Origin of the sequence: Sphingobacterium sp. UBA6317 (assembly GCF_002440385.1) — a bacterium.
Classification (GTDB): domain Bacteria; phylum Bacteroidota; class Bacteroidia; order Sphingobacteriales; family Sphingobacteriaceae; genus Sphingobacterium; species Sphingobacterium multivorum.
Map to the genome: position 1 here is coordinate 17,817 of NZ_DJTD01000067.1, position 19,710 is coordinate 37,526.

The window sequence follows — 19,710 nt, forward strand, 5'->3', positions numbered from 1 at the left end:
CACAAAAATCAATTGAATTATAACATATAAATGCTTCATTCATTCAAAATTTCCTCGTATTTACTTTTACTGTGCTTTTTATTTAATTCATGCAAAAAAAATGAAGAGACTGTCATTCCCGAACCTGTAAGAATTGTCATTAAACCAGATGAAGTTTACTTAAAACGTGAAATACAATTTTTAGGGGCCAGGCTGTCAACTGAAATACAGAATCTGCCGGTAGGTGACTCAGATGAAATAAACTGGACAGTCGAGAACACAAGAATTGCAAGTTTAACACAAAATCCAGAAACAAAAGAAGCTTCAGTATGGCCTGAAGGAGCTGGCGAAACATATGCAATAGCAACCCTCGCGAATGGCAAGGCAACAGCAAAAGTAAAAATCATTGTAACAGATGCCAATGACTACAAGTTTAGATTAGTACTAAAGGACAAAGGGACATCCTCTCATACGTTGAATAATCCTGAAACATTCTTATCAGAGAAGGCTATCCAGCGGCGGCAGAAACGAAACATCCCAATCGACAATTCCGATCTTCCGATTTCGGAAGACTATTTAAATCAAATTGAAAAGATAGGATGTAAAATTGTCTCTAAAAGTAAATGGCTAAATACCGTCACGGTACATTGTGTAGATTATTTCCTTATTGACAACTATAAAAATCTCCCCTTTGTGCACTCCGCAGAAAAAGTATGGGAAGGGCCTAGGGAAACCTCGACCGAGAAAGGAAAGTATAAAGATATCCCGCAAAGGGTATCCAACACTACCCCCAATAATAAATTGGACTATGGCGGAGCTGCCTCCAATATAAACATAAATGATGGCCAGGTGCTTCATGAGAATGGTTTTAAAGGAGCAGGTATCGATATTGCTGTCATCGATGCCGGTTTTTTGAATCTTAAAAATAACCCAGCTTTTAAAAATGTGAATATCAAAGGTGCTAAATCTTTTGTCTATGAAAACGATGATCCATATGCGGTCGATATGCACGGAGTTTGGGTAAGTTCCTGTATGGCTGTCAACCAACCTGGAACATATGTGGGTACCGCACCGGAGGCAAATTACTGGCTGCTGCGCTCTGAAGATCAATCATCTGAACAGCATGTTGAAGAGGACTACTGGGCCAGCGCTGCTGAATTTGCGGACAGTGTTGGTGTAGATATCATTAATTCGTCACTTTATTATGGTCCAGAAAGTTTCTACAATCCTGCTTATAAATTTGAAGAGATGGATGGAAAGACCACATTTGCCACCAGGGCTGCTAACATTGCAGCCAGTAAAGGTATCTTAATTGTCAATTGTGCGGGCAATGACAGAAGCTGGGTAGGGAGTCCGGCCGACTCTCCTCATGTACTTACAGTAGGCGCGGTATATGATAATCGTAGGGTAGCATATTTTACATCTTGGGGAGTGACAGTAGATGGCAGAATGAAACCGGATGTTATGGCCCTAGGTGGAGGAGCATGGGTAATCGGGGAATCAGGCGTCGGTGAAACACGTAGCGGAACCTCCTATTCGAGTCCTATACTTTGTGGCTTAGCCGCCTGTTTATGGCAAGCTTATCCGCAATTGAGCAATAAAGAGCTAATGGATGTAATACGCAAATCAGGAGATCGAATCAATACTCCGGTTATCCCTTATGGTTATGGTATTCCTGACATGAAGAAAGCAATGGAAATAGCAAAAGAGATCAAAAAATCAAGAAAGCTTTAATAGGGATATTAAAGCTACGGGGAGTAATGACTCAAAAAAGCCAGGTCTCAAGACCTGGCTTCTAAACTAAACTTAAACATATGATTCACTAGTGGTCTGTAGCCTGCCTGAGCTGACAAACCACTAGTTGTTAAATTCTATTTATACGAATTAATTGATTTGGATAATTTCCAGTCATTACCCACACGCTCCAAGGTAACGAGATCAGTCTTGGTGAAGTTGTCAAATTTTAGAGTCACTTTAGCAACCATATAGTCTGCTGATTCTTCTAAAATATCTGTGGTTACTGTACAGTTTAACTTTTCGCCTTTTTGTTTTTTCAAGGATTTAACCACTTCGCTACGGCTGTTAGACTGCGCATTGGTAGCTTGGATCTTTTGATTAAAATCAGCTGCAAATAACTGCTCAACTCCTGCTGATTCGCCCTCTGTGGTTACCGCAACATAGTGTTCTAAAGCGAAATCTGCTGTGGAAAGGTTAATGTTAGCTTTTGTTGCTTTTGCTCCAGGTCCTTCAGCTGCCATAGCGAAAGTTGATACTGCGATTAGGGCTGCTGCTGCGAATGTTTTTACTAGCGTTCTCATAATGTCTTTATTTTATTGTATTAGTTTATTTATCTGTTCTTATTTGTTGACTCAAAACTACAACACAATAGGCCCCTAGCATACGGGCTTTAGACCAACGCTCTGGAAAACTCGGTAAATGGCGGGAATGGGGAGAGGAAAGTGTTTAGAATAAAGCACTGAATTTTCGATAATCAGACTCTAACTGCTATCTTTAATAGCAAAAGCTACAAGTCCAAATGATTGAAATTTCCTATCAACACTATAAAGTATTCATCTATACCGATCAGCAATATACACTTGAGTCTGCCGATAATCTCAGACGCTACAAACTGATTGAATAAGTTTTTGAGATATTAGATAATCTTTAACAAATGAAGTTAACAAAGGCAAAATTAGTCGCTAAAGTCAAAGCTCCTTTAGCAACATCAGGATACCTCTATTTTAAAAACTCCATACCCAGCGCACAAGGATTTTTTTCAAAAAAGTTAGAAAACGGTTTTTACTTGTCATTAGGGCTAACAATTAGCAGGTATATGGAAAGCGAATTTACTGGATCTTTTTATTACTCCAAAACAGCCCGATGGGCTTCTGTTTGGGGTGATATTCCAACAGAAAGTTATGTAAGACCAGGCTCCTTAATGTCAGCAGAAGAACGGAGGGTTTATTTTGATACTGAAAATGAACAATTACGTGATTATTGGTGGGATGGTTTTGATGATTCATCGATCGCTTCTTTTATTGAAGTCATCAAACTCACCGAATCGAGATTGTATGAGGACCGATTATTGACAAAAAGGATTGAAGATAGCCTCAGCGTGTCACAACTCAAAAATTACGCCGATGAAGTAAAGAAATTGGTCTCCGACATCGAAAAACTGAATTTCACTTATTTTTATTTACCAGAGAAAGAAATAGACGGAATACCTCCGCAGTGGTTTAAAGCTAGTGAGTATGTCTTAAAAAAACAGAATGGTATACTCAATAAGAATACGGTTAAAAATTTGGCGTCTGATGCTTTTATTCAAAGTACGATCGACAATCTGTCAGCGATAGGAATCCGCTAGTTACTGTATTTAAAATAAATAGCTCCACCTCCATCACTTGAACTATAAAGCGGTCTATTTAAAACAATAAATTAGTTGCGGAATATGGGCGAACAAGAATGACATTAGAAAAAACAAGATGTTCATACAGTTTAAATAAGTCGATCCAATTTATAAAAAAAATCACTCCGATAAAACTATTTGGAAATGGCAATTGTTCTTATAATACAAAGCGGCTCCAAGCTATCTTTCGAAGGAAAGGTTCAACATAAAAATTGGCGTCGTACAGTAAAAATCCAATAGTCTTTAAAAACATTGGATGGTGAAACAAAAAAGAGGAAACGATAGGAAACATAAAAATTACTGTACAAATAAACGCTAAGAGAAAGGGTCTGATGAGAATCAGGCCCTTTTGACGTAAAAAGCCAGATTTCAGGATCTGGCTTCTAAACTAAACTAAAACGTACTACCCCTAGTTTTCGGGATCCTTTATTTGCTCCAATAAACATATCATCCGCTAATAATCAGCCTTTATTATAAGCATCCATCTCATTATATTGAAAATGAAAAATAATGCAAGCCAAGCAAAAGAAAACATATCCGGGTATTGTAGGACAGCATGTAGGCTATAAAGACCTGCTATCCCTATAACTATCGAAAATATCCTATCTAATATAGTTCCCAGTCTTCTTTTTACTATATATAACGAATTCAGTAAAACTGTTGTACAGATTAGAATATAAATAACCGCCAGTAGAGCTTGAACAACTAAGTCCCACATGTTGATGAAATCAACATAATTCAGGCAAGTAAAAAACTGAAATAGAGCAAGAAATAACACCATAAAAAAAAGGAGCGTAAATTTTTCACCCGGTAGAGGTAAAAGCAACAAAAGCAATATTATAATGATATTAATAAACGCTTTATATTTTACTAGTCTTTCCATTAAGAAACTATGCTTTTTCATAATTGATTTATTTAATATCCCAAAGCTACCCTTCTTTTAAGATCAAAAATTTGATAAAAGGCAAAAAAAAGACATATCTCTTTACCATGGATGTTGTCTATACGCCAAAACAAAAAAAGCCACATCTTCCGATATGGCTCTACAACATATATATTTATTTGAGATGGCTTCTACTTATACGAATTGATTGATTTGGAAACTTTCCAGTCATTGCCTACACGCTCCAAGGTAACTAGATCAGTCTTGGTGAAGTTTTCAAATTTCAAGGTTACTTTAGCAACCATATAGTCTGCCGATTCCTCGATGATATCAGTGCTTACTGTACAGTTCAGCTTTTCGCCTTCTTGTTTTTTCAAGGATTTAAGCACTTCGCTACGGCTGTTAGACTGCGCATTGGTAGCTTGGATCTTTTGATTAAAATCAGCTGCAAATAACTGCTCTACTCCTGCTGATTCTCCCTCTGTCGTTACCGCAACGTAGTGATCGAGTGCCAAGTCTGCTGTGGAAAGGTTAACGTTTGCTTTTGTTGCTTTTGCTCCAGGTCCTTCAGCTGCCATAGCGAAAGTGGATACTGTGATTAAGGCTGCCGCTGCGAATGTTTTTACTAACGAGTTCATAATGTCTTTATTTTATATTGTTAGTTCTGTTGTTCTTATTTGTTGACTCAAAACTACAACACAATAGGCCCCTAGCCTATAATCTTTAGACTAACAGACCGGAAAACTCGGTGAATGGTGGAAATGGGCAGGTGAATTTTAATTTTGTGATGTAGGTCACGGTAAATTACCATACAAAATCAAGAAATTTGTTCCAACAAGAAGAAAATCAAAGCAATATGAAAGCAAAACAACTCTTTAGGCAAATAGGAATATTTTCGGCTTTATTAATCCTAATAGCAACGCATTGCTACGCAACAAACCGAAAACCAAAAATTCTATTTGTAGTGACTAGTCACGATACAAAAGGCAATACAGGCGAAAAAACAGGTTATTATCTCGGGGAAGTCTCGCATCCATGGGAGGTTTTAACAGCTGCCGGATATGAGATTGATTTTGTTAGCCCAGAGGGCGGAAATCCACCTGTGGATGGATTTGACCTAAATGATCCCGTTAACAAAAAATTCTGGGAGGATAAATACTACCACAATAAAATCACCCATTCACTCAAACCTAACCAGGTAAAACCTGAAGAATATAAAGCTATCTTTTATGCCGGAGGACATGGTGCGATGTGGGATCTTCCTTTCGATTCATCAATCGCAAAGATTGCCAGCAAGATATACGAGGCAAATGGGGTCATTGCAGCCGTGTGTCATGGACCTGCAGGCTTAACCAACATCAAACTGAGCACCGGCGAATATTTGATAAAAGGGAAAAAAGTTAATGGCTTTAGCAACGAAGAAGAAGAGCTTGTCAAGCTCAGCAATGTTGTTCCCTTTTTACTAGAAGATAGACTAAAAGCAATAGGTGGGATTTATGAAAAATCCGAACCTTGGCAGTCCCATGTTACCGTTGACGGCAGATTGATCACTGGCCAAAATCCACAATCAGCTAAAGCTGTAGGCATGGCTATAGTCAAGGCATTAGATGAGTAAGGTATCCTCCCAAGATAACAACATTGGCTTTTTGAAAACCATGGGTCTGCTTAATAATTGCTAAACAAGAAAATACTAAGAGAAAGGTTCTGATGAGAATCAGGCCCTTTTGACGTAAAAGCCACATCTCCCGAAGTCGCTCTTAATGGGTTTTAAAATATGTATCTGAGTCTGTAAACGGACCCGACAATATGACATTGTATTTTTGGGCGTCGGCGCTTATCAGCGGTGGAGGGCTAGCAAAAATTTATAGACTATTTTCTAGGATAGTTTCTACTTTACGCCCTATTATTTTAAGCATCCTTTCAAATCCCACATCTGTTGGGTGGGTGCCATCTACTGTTCCTTCCGAATCATCACCTATTAAATGGTCTGTGGGGATGTAATACAAATTTTTGTAACCTGCCTGCAGCAGTCTTTCATACTGTAACCTAAAATTCTTATTCTGCTCGGTCAATCGCGCGCTCCACTTTAAATTATAATTGCCGACCTGCCGGGTAATACTCTCTATCAGCAATATGGGTAACTGAGGATGGGATCTACGAATCCGTTTCACAAAATTGAATGTCCGTTCGCGGACTTCTTCGGGACTACTATTGGGCACACAATCCATGATGAGTAGATCCATAGCATCAATGTCACATAGCATATCGGCCACAGCAGGCTCCATCCGGGCATTACCGCTCACGCCCATGTTGATCACGTTAGCATTCAGGCGACGCCCCAATTGCGCTGGATAAGCTAATCCCGGACGGCTTGCGGAAGCTCCATGGACAATGCTGGAACCATAAATCACGACCTTTTTAGCAAACGACTGTTTGGTACTAACAAAGCTGGCTTTGTCATCAATAATCAGGTCAAAATCCAGTAGCTCTTTATATAGCGGAAAATAAACAAGAAATTCTTTTTCTGTTTTCGCCATATCCTCGACCAGCGTAGCCTTACTTTCTGCCAAGTTAAGATCGGGACGGGCTACTCCTGCAAAGCGCCACCCACTGGGCTCTTTTACATATACATCAAAACCCCGTGACATAATCGGCGTGGAATTATTACCTAGCGCCGCATCCGCCGTCTCCCAGTGTAGCGACAACTTGCTCGTATTGCTCTTAAACGTAATAAACATTCCTGCAGCATGGGTATATAATTTCTTTACCGCAGCAGGAAGTTCGCTGTACCTCGCTGTATCTATCCGATGAAATTTTGGAGCATTTTCAAAAGCTCTTCCCTGCAGCTCAAATTTGGCCGACGAAATAACCTGCTGGGCGTATGAAGATACTGAGCCGCAAACAAGAAGGAGGAAAAATAGAATACTTATCTTTTTTTTCATGATGGTTCAATTAATAGCAATAGAAATGATTCTAATTGAATAGTGGCCATCTCGTATTATTCATAAGATGGCCGACTACCTATAAAAGTATCGATTTTTTATTTCACTGTAAATACGGTGGCTACAGCACGTTCACCTTCATGGTCAAACTTTCCATTATCTGAAGGATAGTTGACCACACCTTCGCCCTTCACCCAGGCTGTGGAGGAACCGCCGCCATCATAGTTTAACGCCGAAGTGCAGCCCAAGGCAGCCATTAACTCGCCCAGCTGGGGTATCGTCAGTCCCTGTGATTGTGATGAGCGGCCATCGATAACAGCTACGATCAGCTTATTGTCCGTGGTAAGCCCAACTGCTGTACGGGGGTGCCTACTGGTATTGAAATCTACGTTCAACTGCTCCAGCACCTGACCATCCTGCATCAATAGTGGACCGCCAGCCAATGCAGCTGTAGAGTTCAGGGTACCCCAACCTCCTGCAGGCTTCGGCACAATCTGATAGCTTTGCCCCGTAAAGGTAAATGCACCATTTTCACGGTAGCTATTAAATCCATTCACAGTCTGGTTGATCACCTGGCCATCGTATTTGAAAAACACGGTTGATCCACCTGTACTGGTATTAAAGTAACTGCCGTTAAATGCCACCAAAGCTCCCTTAGCCGTGGCGGCAGCACTTGTTTTTAGAAATCCGGTCTTCACATAGGGAATTTCCAGCTGCACGCCTTTCTTCAGATCAATCTCAAATACATTGACATATTGTTTGGAATCAAATATCCGCGGAAATTGGTAGTACTTCCACAGCACACCGTCAGCAACCGTTTTTGTATTCCAGGTTGCCTTATTGATAATCTCCGCCAAGTTTTCTTCCTGGGGAATACTGTAGTCATAGGGCAGCTGCGTTCCACCCTCATTTTTCTTGCATGAAATAACAAGAAAAAGTAGCAATAAGCTATATATAAAATTTCTTTTCATCTGTTTTCTACTTTATTTCGCCGATCCACTTTAATTTTAATGGAACCGCTTTTTCAATTGTTTTCTTGTCAATAGTACATACAACGGACTCCATATTACGATAAAAGATAACCTTATTTTCTCCTGGCAGCAATCTTGCCGCACTGACATTGCCCACCCCCCAGCTATAAGGCCAGTTAACAAAATAACGTTGCGGCACAGTTTCCCGGACAAACTGAAAGGCCTTCCCTTTTCGTTCCGCCAATAGCATCCTGTCCTTCCCGATCAGTACCAATGATTTCCCCTGAATATATCCTGTATTTATTAGACTCCAGTTCAATGTGTCTGGCAGCGACAGCCATTCGTGAATTGGCAGTTCATTCAGTACCTGATAATCCTTTTTTGAAACTTTACGGCAATATCCATCAAACAGGATATACCATGCGGCCGGGTCATCAATATATATTGGTGGATTAAATTCTGAACTCCCTTTCAGAAAAGGAAACAGCTTCTCCACTAGACTGACGCTATAGGTAATGTTAGCTGCATCCGTTGCGTAGACCATATCCTGTGTGAGATAATAGGTACTGTCTTTTTTTGTCCATACCGCTTCAGGTGTAAGCCATGTCCCTTTTAACGTAAAAAGATGATTGTCTTCGTAACCGTTAAATATTCCGCCATAATCAAGACGGTCTTCCTTTTTGGGCTGTATAGCACCTTCAATAAAAAACTTGGCTGTCACCCCGTCGTATTTTTCCAAGCGGGCAGCAACAGCGATAGCATGCCAGTGGTCGGATACAACATACACCGTATCTCCGGGCTGGATGATTCGCTCGCCAGCGTTATTTTTGAGCCGCCTGCTAAAAATATAATTCTGCACCGTCGTCTTGGAGTTTTCCTCCTTAAAGATTAATGTTGCGGGCACCCCCTTGCTGACCAATTGCAGCGCCATAGACGAAGCTTCACAAATCTTGGAACCGTGTGCACCACAACCTCCGGACACCACAATAGCATCCATCGGCCGGATACGGTAGAGCTGAGCAGCAACATCTACCCGCCGGGCTAATACCTCAGGATCGGCTGAACCCAATAACAGCAGGATATTCTTGTGCTCAGCCGCGCGACTGTTACACATGAAAAGAATGGTAAGGATAAATAGGCAGCTTAATTGTTTCATCTTATTTCACTTTTGCACCCATCCAGCTGGAAGAGCGCGGGTTATTATTGATATCTTGTTGTATGCGACTGTCGTCCAATACCGGCTTATATTTCTTGGCAAGCTCCAGCAACCCGGATGAGCTTAAACCATAGCTCATGGACGGATTTTCGGCACCGATAGGTAGATAATCTGGATTCAGCATAGTCGCAGGTTCAAAACTTACTTTTGGAACAATGCTTCCATCAGCGCCATACACCGCCTTCGTAGCAACAGTGTGCTGGATCAATGGAACAACAGCGACGTTATCTGAATAAGCATCAACATCGCTTGAACTGCCCGCCTGAATATTGCCCGAAACGATCGAATTGATCAAAGTCAAGTTGTTGACATTGCTGCGACGATAGACACCACCGCCGGGACCAACAACGGCATTCTTGGTAATGGTTGTACTGATCACGTCTGCCTGACAGTTATCATACAGCATTAGTCCGCCTCCGCCGTTGGCTGATGTACTCGAATTTTCAGCCAGCAGGCAATTAACAAATACCCCTTTTGATTTTTCACGTAGATAAACACCTGCTCCATAGGATGTATTTGAATTGCCGATCACCTCACAATTATAGAGTGTGATAGCCGCGTTTGGATAGGCATGTACGCCCCCTGCGGTGCCTTTGGCACTATTGTGATTAAATTGGCTATCGTAGGCAACCAGTGACCCATCAGCGATCCATAGTCCGCCGCCGTTATTGCCGCTGTTGCTATTATTGTTGATACGGCAGTTTTCCAACCTGAGCTGGGCACCTGAAAAAGCATAAATGCCGGCAGCAAAACCTGCAGTTCCCTTATCTGCGGTCGCTTTATTGTCAACCACATCCACATTTTTAAGCAAGACTTTAGCCATGCCAATCAACATACCGCCACCTTGGCCACGGCTGAATTTTACGTTGTCAATCGTTGTACTGGCACTACGGTCGGTGGCATTCCCACCCTTGATGCTGATATTTTCTAACATAACCTGATTTTCAGGATCTAGGCTTGCCGTCACCGTGACTGTATGAAACACCGATTTTCCACTGGAAAGCTTCCCCTGAAAGATGGTTTTATACAAGGCCGGATTGGGCTGATCTCCAGGTTTGGCATTGGCCGCATATCCGCCAATAAGACTGACATTCTTTGCAATCTCTATGGTTTTGTCTGATTCCTCGTTCACCTCGCCATTGCGAATGGTTTTGCTTGGAACATAGGTTCCCTCGGCCAAGAATAGGGTGCTGCCGGTCGTTGCTTTTTCGAGTGCCTGATCGAGATCTGTAGCACTGCTCCACGAACTGCCATCCCCCTTGCCCGCAGGAGTTACATAAAAAACGGGAACTTTTCCGGATTCTTGGAAAACCAAGATTTCCTGCGATAGGTTATCATTCAATCGGAGCAACAAGGTCGCCGAACGTTCGTCTTCCAAATTTTTCGAAACAGAAAACCGGATCTTATTTTTCCCTTTGGGATACACCGTACTATCCAGTTTGATCCAATCTTTGTCGCTACTTACGGTAATCGTTGCATTTGCCAAGATGTCCAACTGATAGGTATCGGCCCTACTGCCGACCTCCATATAGTCCCGATCGATCAGGAGCCGCTGCTCACTTTCTATTTTATCTTTTTTACAGCTCTGTATGCTGAGGGCAAAAAATAGAGCCATAATAATATATAACGATTTTTTCATTATAATCAATGTTTTGAACCTACTTATTGTTTTGTGTGTTGCTATAATTCTGCTGCAGCTGACGGTAACATTGGACCAACTGCACTGTGGTTTCATAATGGCACTCAAACATAAATACACCTTTATATTTAATTTTTTCCAGGGCGGCAAAGATCTTATTCCAGTCATTCTGTCCCTTGCCATTACAGGGTAGATAGTGACTTTCCTTGGTTCCATCCCCATCAGCAACATGTACCGTCTTGACGCGCGGCCCAAAAGCCAAGAGCAGACGCTCGGGATGCGCAATATGGTTCATATCGACTGCAATGCCGACCTGATCAGGAAAGCGGGCGAAAAGTTCCTGACATTCTTCCACGGTCCGCAGCAGGGGCCGCTCCCGTTCACCCACCGTCAGCGAAGGGCCGAGCATATTTTCGATGACGAGCTGTCGCCCCGCCTTAGACACTGCCGTGTACAACTCATTGACAGAACGTACCAGCTGGTCCTTTCGGGCGGCGCGTCTGTTGGGCTCGAGATAATAGGAAGGGTGAAAAAGGATCACCTGCGGATGAAGGCGGTAAAGTCCTTCCAGCAGCTGCAAATGCATACGGATCACCTGCTGCCGCTGCTGTTCGTCTACCGTAGAGATATCTATTTTGGCGGAAAAGGGCATATGGACAGACCATACCCTCACCCCCGCTTTCTTCAGCACAGTAGCCAGCGAATCGCATTTAAGCAACCATTCATGCTGTGGAATCTTTAAACTGAGGTCTGCATTGACAAAGCTTCCGAGCCCTGCAATCTCGATATAATCCATACCAGCTGCTTTGTCCGCCTTTAGCTTTTCCAATGCTATCTTCCGGATATCGAGTGAGTAGCCAACGGCATAATCAGGTCGATCCTGTTTTTGACAGTACGTATATCCGGGGAACACAAGAGAACAGAGAATCGCAATAAAAATAAGTTGTTTCATGTTATCGGTATAATTTTTCCCATTCCGGATTCTGTTTCAAATTTGGGTTTAACTTGATATCTTCGATGGGGATCGGTGCATAGTAATCGCGTTTTTCATCAAACTTACCCCGTTGATAAAAGGGATCCAGTGAGCCCTTATTGGCATTCTGGGTATTTGAAACGGGATCCCAAAGTGTCCGCTGATTGATGTTGATCAATGTGGTCACCGTGCCCGGTGCACCCGATGTATTGCCTGTATGGACATACACATCCGCCTTGCCATCCCCTGTAAAATCATAGGCTCCAACACCGGGAAAATAAACGCCGACAATAGGCTGATTCAGTTTGGATCCAGCTTTCCAGCGCATTAAGTCATCCCAGCGCTGTCCTTCGTTGAACAATTCGATCCGTCTTTCGCGCCGTATTTCCAAAAGAATTCCCCTGAATGCACCAGCATCGACATTGGGATACATGGCCAGCAGATAAGGGTCAGGGTTAGCATTCGCGTCAGCGAGGGATAGCATCGGCATCCCCGCACGGCTACGTAGCTTATTGACCGTCAGGTCGAGGTCGCTTTGGCTGATCGTCCCAAGTTCGGCTTTTGCTTCGGCATTGATCAGCAGTCCCTCTGCATAACGGAATAAGATGACATCAAAATAGGAGGCCGATACGCCCCACTGCAATTTATCCGGCAAGGCCTTGATCAGGCGGTAGCCCGTGGTGGTGATCGTCAAGTTGACAGGCTCATTTGCGGTTTCTCCATTGGCACGGAAGTCCGGCCCCGCAGTTGTCTGTGTCAGCCTTGGATCTCTATTTTGCATTTCCTGATAGAATTCCATGGTCTTGTAACCCGATCTATCGGTAAAGCGGCTCCCGTCCTTCATCAGATAGCTATTGATCATATCTTTAGCGATCCCATAGGCTCCAGAAGTTGCAGAGGTAAAGGAATAGCCAAGACCATGCACACGCATGCCCAGTTCAAAATCAATGGCAAGGATAGTCTCCACCTGATCCTGATTATTGCGGGCGAACAGATTCCGATAGGCTTGATCTGCTCCGCCCTGGCTGTACAAGGTATAGGCCCCAGCATTCATCAGTTCGGCCGATGCACTAATAGCCTCATTCAGGAACTTTTCATGTCCCGCGATCTGATGGTATTTTCTAAATGTTCCTTCAAAGAGTGCCACCCTGGCTTTCAGCAGCAGCGCCGTGTATTTAGTGATCAAGTTAAGCTGTTTTTCGGCTGGTATATTTTCGATCGCATAGTCCAGGTCAGCCATAATGGAATCCATCACCAGCTGTCGGGAGTCCCTCGCTTTGAAAAGATCTTCATCTTTGGCAGTCAGCACCTTTCCATACCAGGGCACGTCACCGAAAGTTTTGACCTTATCGTAGTAAAAATTTGCTCTAAAAAAACGGGCTATGCCGCCGTATTTCTTTTGTGCCGCAGCGTCGGGCACTTTATGGTAGTTGGCCAGAAAATAATTGATCTTGCGCAACTGGCTCCAGGACCAACCGCCCGAGCCGCTTCCCACGGGGACAGTTCGATTGCCCTTGATCCGGTCGGCTACCGTGAGGGGGATCATATTGTCCGAACTACCATCATTTGTATACCAGGATTCATTGGGCAAAAAAGTGTAAAAATCATTGGTGGCAACCTCGAGATCCTTTGCTGTATTGAAAAAATAAGGCGCTTCCACCTGGTCCTCTGAAGGACGGTCCAAATAATCTTTCTGACAAGCTGCCAGCGATAGTAAGATCAACAGACCAAGTAGTTTATAGGTATTTGTTGTAAGTTTCATTATCATTGCGTTGTCAAGTATTAAAGCGTAAGCATTAAACCAAAAGAATACGTTTTACCCATGGGATAGTCCCGCAGCAGCCCCCGCTCCGAGGAGTCCGCAGGATCATTGGCACTTGCGGGCGAATTATAATTGATCATAGCACCAGCCTGTTCGGGATCTATATACTTCGTCAGATTGCCAAAGTTCCAGGTCAACAGATTCTCGCCACTGAAGTAAAACCGTAATTTTTCGACTTTATAGCGCCGTGTCAATTTCTGTGGCAAGGTATAACCCAACGTAAAATTTTTCATCCGCAGGAACCCAACGTTGGTCAGGTAATAATCGTTCAGTTCGTAGAGCGACCTTCCGCTCTGCAGGGAAGAGTATCCCCGATAGATCTGTGGATACCTGTTCCCCTTATTGTCCGGGGTCCATGCATTATCCACCAGGTCTTTACGCACAAAGGAAAGATAGGGCCGCTGATAGGATCCCCAGTATAAATCTCCTGTCGGGTACCAGTCCTGTTTGGCAACTCCAGCAAAGGCGGCCGAGAGATCAAAATTATTCCAGGAGGCACTCATATTGATACCAAATGGAAATTTCGGCATGGCATTGCCAATGGGTTTAATATCACCGTGGTTGGCAAGCGTGTTGTCGCCTTTGTCGATGCGTCCATCACCATTGAGATCCACATATTTCACATCGCCGCCGCGCAACATATTCCATTCACTATTTTGCGATACACTCAGAATATCATTATATACTTTGGAAAGGGACAATTGTGGATCCTGGAAACTATTCTGGTAGCTCAATGCTTCCGCATCGGACTGAAACTGTCCGTCGATATGGTATCCCCAGATCTGCCCCAGCACCTGTCCTTCGTAATAAGAACTCAACAAGCCTTGTGGATTATTATATTTCGTAATGATCCCTTTAAAATTAGTGGTATTCACGGCGATGTTAAAGCGGAAAGGTGAGCCGGCAAGGTCAAATTTGTCCTGGTAGCTTACTCCCAGTTCAAAACCTTTATTACGCAAAGCAGCATAGTTTTCACGGGGTTCATTAGCTCCAAATACTGCTGGAAGTGGCTGCCCTGGAAGATACATGCCTTCAACATCCTTCTGATACCAGTCAAAGTTGATATTTAGCTTGTTCTGGATCAGCCCAAGATCAACACCGAAGTCAATGCTCTTGGTCCGTTCCCAGGTGACGACATTCGGCAATGGTGCCGGTGTACTTGCGCCAATAAGACGCCCCCCCCCATTTAGCCAAGCCAACTGCTGCACGGTCATCAATTCCTTAAAGGTATTGACTCCAACAGTCTGGTTGCCGAGCTTGCCATAAGAAGCTCTGAGTTTTAAGGTGGGTATACTGCCTTTGATCGACTCCCAGAAGTGCTCACGGTCCAGTTGCCAGCCTAATGAGATGGAGGGAAAAAATCCCCATCGGCTCCCGCTTGGAAAGCGTGATGAGCCATCATACCGTGAATTTATTTCCAGCAGGTATTTATTATCGTAGGCATAATTAAAACGGCCAAATACCCCTTGAATAGCCCAATTTTCAGCCGTTCCAGCCAGACTATACATCGAGGTACCCAGCGCCAGGTTGGACAGATCTTCGATCAGGAGATCGTCCATGGCCCCGGCGATACGGTCCCGGTCAAAGGATTCCTGATTGTAGCCTACCAATAATTTGAACTGATGTTTTTGCGCCACATTTTTTTCGTAGGTCGCAAACAGGTTCATCGCGTTATATTTGTCTTTCCAGCGGTATTCTGTCAGACGGTTGAGCCCTGCAGTGGTATAGTTGAGTTTGTTGCCCGAGTAGTAACTGAAGGGGTTGAGGCGTGTGCTCCGTGAAAAGTTTTCGATACGGTTGCTATAATCAAAATTTACCTGTAGACCTTTCAATGGCTTGAGCAGGACACGGAATGTATTGGTAAATTCTTCACTATTGCGCAGCTCCCAGCTCTTTCCCGACTCCAGTCCTGCGTTCGCTCCCTGACCACCAGTACCTACACCAATATCCGTTGGAATACCGTCAACAAAATTGGGGTAAAAAGGCATCAAATAATACCAGGTAGTCGTACTCCAAAGTCCCCCTAGACCATTCGCATATCCACCATATTCTTTATCCTTTTCGTTGATGAACTGTGTATTGTTCGAAATTTCCAACCAGCTGTTGGGTGTGAATACCAAATTGGATTTCATATTCTGACGGTCCATATTGGCATCGTCATTGATATTATTGATTGTTTCTCTTTTGAACATACGTCCCGAAAGATAGGCTTTGAGCTTTTCGCTACCTCCAGAAATGGCAATATTATGGAAATTGGAAGGCTGATATTTTTTAAATAGGTAATCCCACCAATTGGTTTTATAGAAAAACTTGTACGTTCCATCCGCCTGTTTCTCATGAAAGGGCGCAATCTCACCCGCAGCCACCATTTTGATCGCTTCCCAGTCCATTGGATTGTACCGCGTATATGAACTGCCATTATACCCATATAGCGCAGCATCTACCGTTTTCCCATAAACATAGGGATCGGAAATATAATCGGTACGTGAGGCCGGTGTAGTCCATGCGAAATTATTGACATAATCCACCTTCACAGTTCCTGCCTTCCCTTTTTTTGTGGTCACCAAGATGACACCAAAAGCGCCACGGGCTCCATAAATGGCCGCCGAAGCGGCATCTTTTAGGACAGAAACACTTTCAATATCATTGGGGTTGACCCGTGTGATATTTCCTTCGATCCCATCGATCAATACCAGCGGGCCGCCCTCATTGATGGAATTAAAACCGCGCACATTGATATCAGGTGCCTTGGATGGATCGCCGTTATTGAGCTGGATGTTTAAGCCGGGCATAAGTCCCTGAAGCGTACCTGCTATATTCGCACTGGGACGTAATGCGATATCCTCAGCATTGACTTGCGACACGGCCCCCGTCAGATTGGCTTTTTTCTGTACACCATAGCCCACGACGACCACTTCTTCCATTGCATTGATAGCCGGCTTCATGGTCACATGCACTGTTGACTGCTGTGCCACCGCTATTTCCAGCGGCTGATAGCCAACCATAGTGAATACGAGTATGGCATCAGGGCTGCTGACCTGGATCTGAAAGCTGCCATCCTCGCGGCTGAGCGTTTTCTCCTTTTTGCCTTTTTCGCTGACCGTAACATTGTCCAAGGGCCGGCCCTGATCGTCTTTGACAGATCCGTTGACCGGGTACAGCTGCGGAGCCGCCATAGCCGACGCTTGGCGAGCAGACTGTTCCACTCTTTTGTTCAAAACAATATTTTTATCCGCTTTGACATAAGATAACTGCAGCTGGGTCAACAGATCTTTGAGGGCTTCTTCAAAAGAAATATTGTGGTAGCTGACGCTGATACGGTCGTCTTTTGCGATCAGCGATTCGTTGTAAAAAATGTTGTATCCGCTTTGCTTCTGCAGTTCTTTCAAGACAGCACTCACCTTCACATTGTTCCGCTTCAGATTGACGGTCTGGCCAAAAGAAAATGCGTGCAGCTGTAAATTGGCTGCGAATAAGAGAGGAATTGCTAATGACAATTTCATAGAAATTGGTATTTTCTGGGATCTTACCTGACATAATAGGGTCGGTCCGATCAATTTTTTTTTATTAAATTGCATTCGGTTGATATAAAATTTAACGGTTTTACTATTCATCCATGTCGAGAAAAAGACAAAACTTTCAGGGGCGTTGGCGCGCTCCTGATTGTTATATATGCTATCTTCTCCTCAGTGTTAGTTTAGCACATATATCCTCCTTCCTTTACGTTCGAAATGTACGCCACCGGCGAAAGCAATTGTTTTCAATAATTTATCGATATTTTCATAACGGGAGATCGTCCCCGAGAAGTGCTGTCCTTGCAGCTTGTCTCCGTAACTGATCTCGACATCATACCAGCGTGCTACCTCATCCATGACTGTTTGAATGGATGCATTATCAAAAGCAAAATTTCCATTTTTCCAGGCAAGACTATAGAACGGATCCACTTGCTCCTTTTTCACGCTCTTACGCCTTTTATTGAAAACGACCTGATCATTGGGCACTAGAATCTGTTCTTTCAAGGCAGCATCGGCAAAAGAGAGCTTGACTTTTCCTTCGACCAATGTGGTAACGATGTGATCATCAAAACTCCGGATGTTAAAATGTGTTCCAAGAACCTCAAGTGTCTGTGCTCCACTTTGTACGATAAAAGGTACCCGTTTGCCTTTATTATCCATTTTAGCCACTTCAAAATAGGCTTCACCTTCAAGCTGCACCGACCGCAACTTAACATCAAATTTTACAGGATATTTGATCTTACTGCCTGCATTGAGCTGCACAAGACTTCCGTCGGCCATCTTTAATGAATATTCTCCACCTCTAGGGGTTACGACCGTATTGTAGACGATGTTATTTGTTGGTGACAACTTGTCTTTGAGCTTATAACTGATTTGACCTTTATTGTCTTTGGTAATCAAATATTCCCCTTGGTCAAGGACCGTATCCGCACGGAGCAAACTGAGGTCGATCTGTTTTCCATTTTCAAGAATGATCATGGCTTTATCAGAACCCGGTACGATGGACACCTTAGACAGCTGCTCTTTCGGTTGCGTATCCGCTGTATAAAAGTTGTAGTAGCCCCATAGCACGGCACCGCAGAACGCAAGAAAAACTGCCGCAACCTGCCACCAACTTCTTCTGAAATTAAAATGACCATCTGTAGTCTTTTGGGGAGTAGATGCCGCTGTTGTAATTCGGGGATCAGCCATTATATTTTCCAACATCCGATGTGGATCAGGGTATGTTGCGGGCTGTGCGGGATACGAATTCTCCAGCCAGACTTTCTCCCAAGCCTGAAGAAATACGGGATCATCCATTAATTCCTGAAGCTGTTCCTGCTCTTCTTTGCTGGCTTGATCAGCAAGATATTTACGTATTAATTGGCTGTATTGTTCAATTTGGTTCATTCCTTTGGATCGATTTCACCTACATAATCGCACGAACTCAGAAAAAGTACCAATAGAAAAATATTTTTTTTTGAAAAGGATTATAGATGCCGTTTTTTTAGTCCCTGGGATTGCTAAATGGGCTAATAAAAAATCGATGCACAAGTTGAGTTCTTATAAAAAAAAGATAGACAGGATTTTGCCCAGCTTGAACCGCACAAATTTCGAGGCGAGGCTGAGGTGATTGCGCACCGTATTTTTGGAGAGCCCTTCTTCATCGGCAATTTCCTGATAAGATTGATCTTCAAACTTGCTCCGCCGGTAAATTGCCTGTTGCTGTGGCGGCAATTGTTCAATAATGGATTCCAGGATGACCTGCAGCTCTTTGCCATCCAGTTCATCCTGCAGCGAAAAGGAATTTTCAAGCCAAGTATGCTGAAGCGACTGTAGATAATTGGACCGAACCAGCGATTTACGGAAATTGGATATGGCCATTCTTTTTGAAATGGTATACAGAAAGGGAAAAATGGCTTCCGGACCGGAAAGCTGCATTCTTTTTAAATAAAATTCGATAAAAACTTCCTGTGTGACCTCCTCCGCATCACTGTCACTTTTACAGAGCTGCCTGACTTTAAAATAGATAATCGGCTGATAATACTTGAACACAACACCAAAAATAGACTGATCTCCAGCTTGTAATAAGAGAAAATCGTCAATTGATATGGAAATATGGTTCAGTCCAGCTATCATGAATTCGGTATATTTAATTGATGCAAATTAACCTAACAGATGTTAATTTCATATAAAATTAACATTAATATCCATAATTTCGAGCTCAATCTTCCTATAAAAAAAGCAGCACTCTCCATGCTACAGGTCTGGCTAATTTCGTAATTAAACAGATTAGTCTTAGTAAAATTCTCAAATTTCAAAGTCACTTTAGCGACCATATAGTCTGCCGATTCCTCGATAATATCAGCGCTTACTGTACAGTTT

15 protein-coding genes are annotated in these 19,710 nt (G+C 43.2%); 3 read left to right on the forward strand and 12 right to left on the reverse strand.

Going from position 1 to position 19,710, the window contains the following annotated elements:
- The first annotated feature begins 30 nt into the window (after positions 1-30).
- Positions 31-1,713, forward strand: coding sequence for a S8 family peptidase (locus B3E92_RS21725; RefSeq protein WP_286898293.1), 1,683 nt, complete (start codon positions 31-33; stop codon positions 1,711-1,713).
- A 137-nt stretch (positions 1,714-1,850) separates the two neighbouring features.
- On the opposite strand, the gene B3E92_RS21730 is transcribed toward B3E92_RS21725, so the two are convergent.
- Positions 1,851-2,297 carry a nuclear transport factor 2 family protein gene (locus B3E92_RS21730; RefSeq protein WP_286898295.1) on the reverse strand — a complete coding sequence of 149 codons (447 nt, stop codon included), beginning with the start codon at positions 2,295-2,297 and terminating at the stop codon, positions 1,851-1,853.
- A gap of 353 nt (positions 2,298-2,650) precedes the next feature.
- On the opposite strand from B3E92_RS21730, the gene B3E92_RS21735 reads away from it, so the two are divergent.
- Positions 2,651-3,343, forward strand: coding sequence for a hypothetical protein (locus B3E92_RS21735; protein WP_286898296.1), 693 nt, complete (start codon positions 2,651-2,653; stop codon positions 3,341-3,343).
- A gap of 496 nt (positions 3,344-3,839) precedes the next feature.
- Here B3E92_RS21735 and B3E92_RS21740 read toward each other — a convergent pair whose 3' ends face one another.
- Together B3E92_RS21740 and B3E92_RS21745 are read right to left on the reverse strand one after the other, a co-directional pair.
- On the reverse strand, positions 3,840-4,289 hold the full coding sequence (locus B3E92_RS21740) for a hypothetical protein (protein ID WP_286898297.1): 450 nt from the start codon (positions 4,287-4,289) through the stop codon (positions 3,840-3,842).
- 170 nt (positions 4,290-4,459) lie between these two features.
- Complete coding sequence (locus tag B3E92_RS21745; RefSeq protein ID WP_286898299.1) at positions 4,460-4,906, reverse strand: nuclear transport factor 2 family protein; 447 nt, start codon at positions 4,904-4,906, stop codon at positions 4,460-4,462.
- 218 nt (positions 4,907-5,124) lie between these two features.
- On the opposite strand from B3E92_RS21745, the gene B3E92_RS21750 reads away from it, so the two are divergent.
- Positions 5,125-5,883, forward strand: a complete 759-nt coding sequence (locus B3E92_RS21750; protein WP_286898300.1) for a type 1 glutamine amidotransferase domain-containing protein — start codon at positions 5,125-5,127, stop codon at positions 5,881-5,883.
- 247 nt (positions 5,884-6,130) lie between these two features.
- Here B3E92_RS21750 and B3E92_RS21755 read toward each other — a convergent pair whose 3' ends face one another.
- The 9 genes from B3E92_RS21755 to B3E92_RS21795 form a co-directional block, all read right to left on the reverse strand.
- Positions 6,131-7,210, reverse strand: coding sequence for an SGNH/GDSL hydrolase family protein (locus tag B3E92_RS21755; RefSeq protein WP_286898302.1), 1,080 nt, complete (start codon positions 7,208-7,210; stop codon positions 6,131-6,133).
- A gap of 98 nt (positions 7,211-7,308) precedes the next feature.
- Positions 7,309-8,181 (reverse strand): phosphodiester glycosidase family protein, encoded by an 873-nt coding sequence (locus B3E92_RS21760; RefSeq protein ID WP_286898305.1) that lies wholly within the window; start codon positions 8,179-8,181, stop codon positions 7,309-7,311.
- A 7-nt stretch (positions 8,182-8,188) separates the two neighbouring features.
- Entirely contained in the window at positions 8,189-9,337 is a 1,149-nt protein-coding gene (locus tag B3E92_RS21765; RefSeq protein WP_286898308.1) for a YdcF family protein, read from the reverse strand.
- 1 nt (position 9,338) lies between these two features.
- Complete coding sequence (locus B3E92_RS21770) at positions 9,339-11,036, reverse strand: right-handed parallel beta-helix repeat-containing protein (protein WP_286898311.1); 1,698 nt, start codon at positions 11,034-11,036, stop codon at positions 9,339-9,341.
- Positions 11,037-11,055: 19 nt separating this feature from the next.
- Positions 11,056-11,988: a sugar phosphate isomerase/epimerase family protein gene (locus B3E92_RS21775; RefSeq protein ID WP_286898314.1), complete on the reverse strand. Its 933-nt coding sequence runs from the start codon at positions 11,986-11,988 to the stop codon at positions 11,056-11,058.
- 1 nt (position 11,989) lies between these two features.
- A complete protein-coding gene (locus B3E92_RS21780) occupies positions 11,990-13,771 on the reverse strand; it encodes a RagB/SusD family nutrient uptake outer membrane protein (RefSeq protein ID WP_286882812.1) in 1,782 nt (593 codons plus the stop codon).
- A gap of 20 nt (positions 13,772-13,791) precedes the next feature.
- Positions 13,792-17,334 carry a TonB-dependent receptor gene (locus tag B3E92_RS21785; protein WP_286898317.1) on the reverse strand — a complete coding sequence of 1,181 codons (3,543 nt, stop codon included), beginning with the start codon at positions 17,332-17,334 and terminating at the stop codon, positions 13,792-13,794.
- A 189-nt stretch (positions 17,335-17,523) separates the two neighbouring features.
- Entirely contained in the window at positions 17,524-18,735 is a 1,212-nt protein-coding gene (locus B3E92_RS21790; RefSeq protein ID WP_286898319.1) for a FecR family protein, read from the reverse strand.
- 153 nt (positions 18,736-18,888) lie between these two features.
- A complete protein-coding gene (locus B3E92_RS21795) occupies positions 18,889-19,464 on the reverse strand; it encodes an RNA polymerase sigma factor (RefSeq protein WP_286898322.1) in 576 nt (191 codons plus the stop codon).
- Between the last annotated feature and the right edge of the window lie 246 nt (positions 19,465-19,710).

Bases quoted from the DNA above. Each gene is read 5' to 3' on its own strand.
- B3E92_RS21750 (WP_286898300.1), top strand. From the start codon at position 5,125: ATGAAAGCAAAACAACTCTTTAGGCAAATAGGAATATTTTCGGCTTTA.
- B3E92_RS21770 (WP_286898311.1), bottom strand. From the start codon at position 11,036: ATGAAAAAATCGTTATATATTATTATGGCTCTATTTTTTGCCCTCAGC.
- B3E92_RS21730 (WP_286898295.1), bottom strand. From the start codon at position 2,297: ATGAGAACGCTAGTAAAAACATTCGCAGCAGCAGCCCTAATCGCAGTA.
- B3E92_RS21765 (WP_286898308.1), bottom strand. From the start codon at position 9,337: ATGAAACAATTAAGCTGCCTATTTATCCTTACCATTCTTTTCATGTGT.
- B3E92_RS21725 (WP_286898293.1), top strand. From the start codon at position 31: ATGCTTCATTCATTCAAAATTTCCTCGTATTTACTTTTACTGTGCTTT.
- B3E92_RS21785 (WP_286898317.1), bottom strand. From the start codon at position 17,334: ATGAAATTGTCATTAGCAATTCCTCTCTTATTCGCAGCCAATTTACAG.
- B3E92_RS21795 (WP_286898322.1), bottom strand. From the start codon at position 19,464: ATGATAGCTGGACTGAACCATATTTCCATATCAATTGACGATTTTCTC.
- B3E92_RS21790 (WP_286898319.1), bottom strand. From the start codon at position 18,735: ATGAACCAAATTGAACAATACAGCCAATTAATACGTAAATATCTTGCT.
- B3E92_RS21740 (WP_286898297.1), bottom strand. From the start codon at position 4,289: ATGAAAAAGCATAGTTTCTTAATGGAAAGACTAGTAAAATATAAAGCG.
- B3E92_RS21775 (WP_286898314.1), bottom strand. From the start codon at position 11,988: ATGAAACAACTTATTTTTATTGCGATTCTCTGTTCTCTTGTGTTCCCC.
- B3E92_RS21760 (WP_286898305.1), bottom strand. From the start codon at position 8,181: ATGAAAAGAAATTTTATATATAGCTTATTGCTACTTTTTCTTGTTATT.
- B3E92_RS21780 (WP_286882812.1), bottom strand. From the start codon at position 13,771: ATGAAACTTACAACAAATACCTATAAACTACTTGGTCTGTTGATCTTA.
- B3E92_RS21755 (WP_286898302.1), bottom strand. From the start codon at position 7,210: ATGAAAAAAAAGATAAGTATTCTATTTTTCCTCCTTCTTGTTTGCGGC.
- B3E92_RS21735 (WP_286898296.1), top strand. From the start codon at position 2,651: ATGAAGTTAACAAAGGCAAAATTAGTCGCTAAAGTCAAAGCTCCTTTA.
- B3E92_RS21745 (WP_286898299.1), bottom strand. From the start codon at position 4,906: ATGAACTCGTTAGTAAAAACATTCGCAGCGGCAGCCTTAATCACAGTA.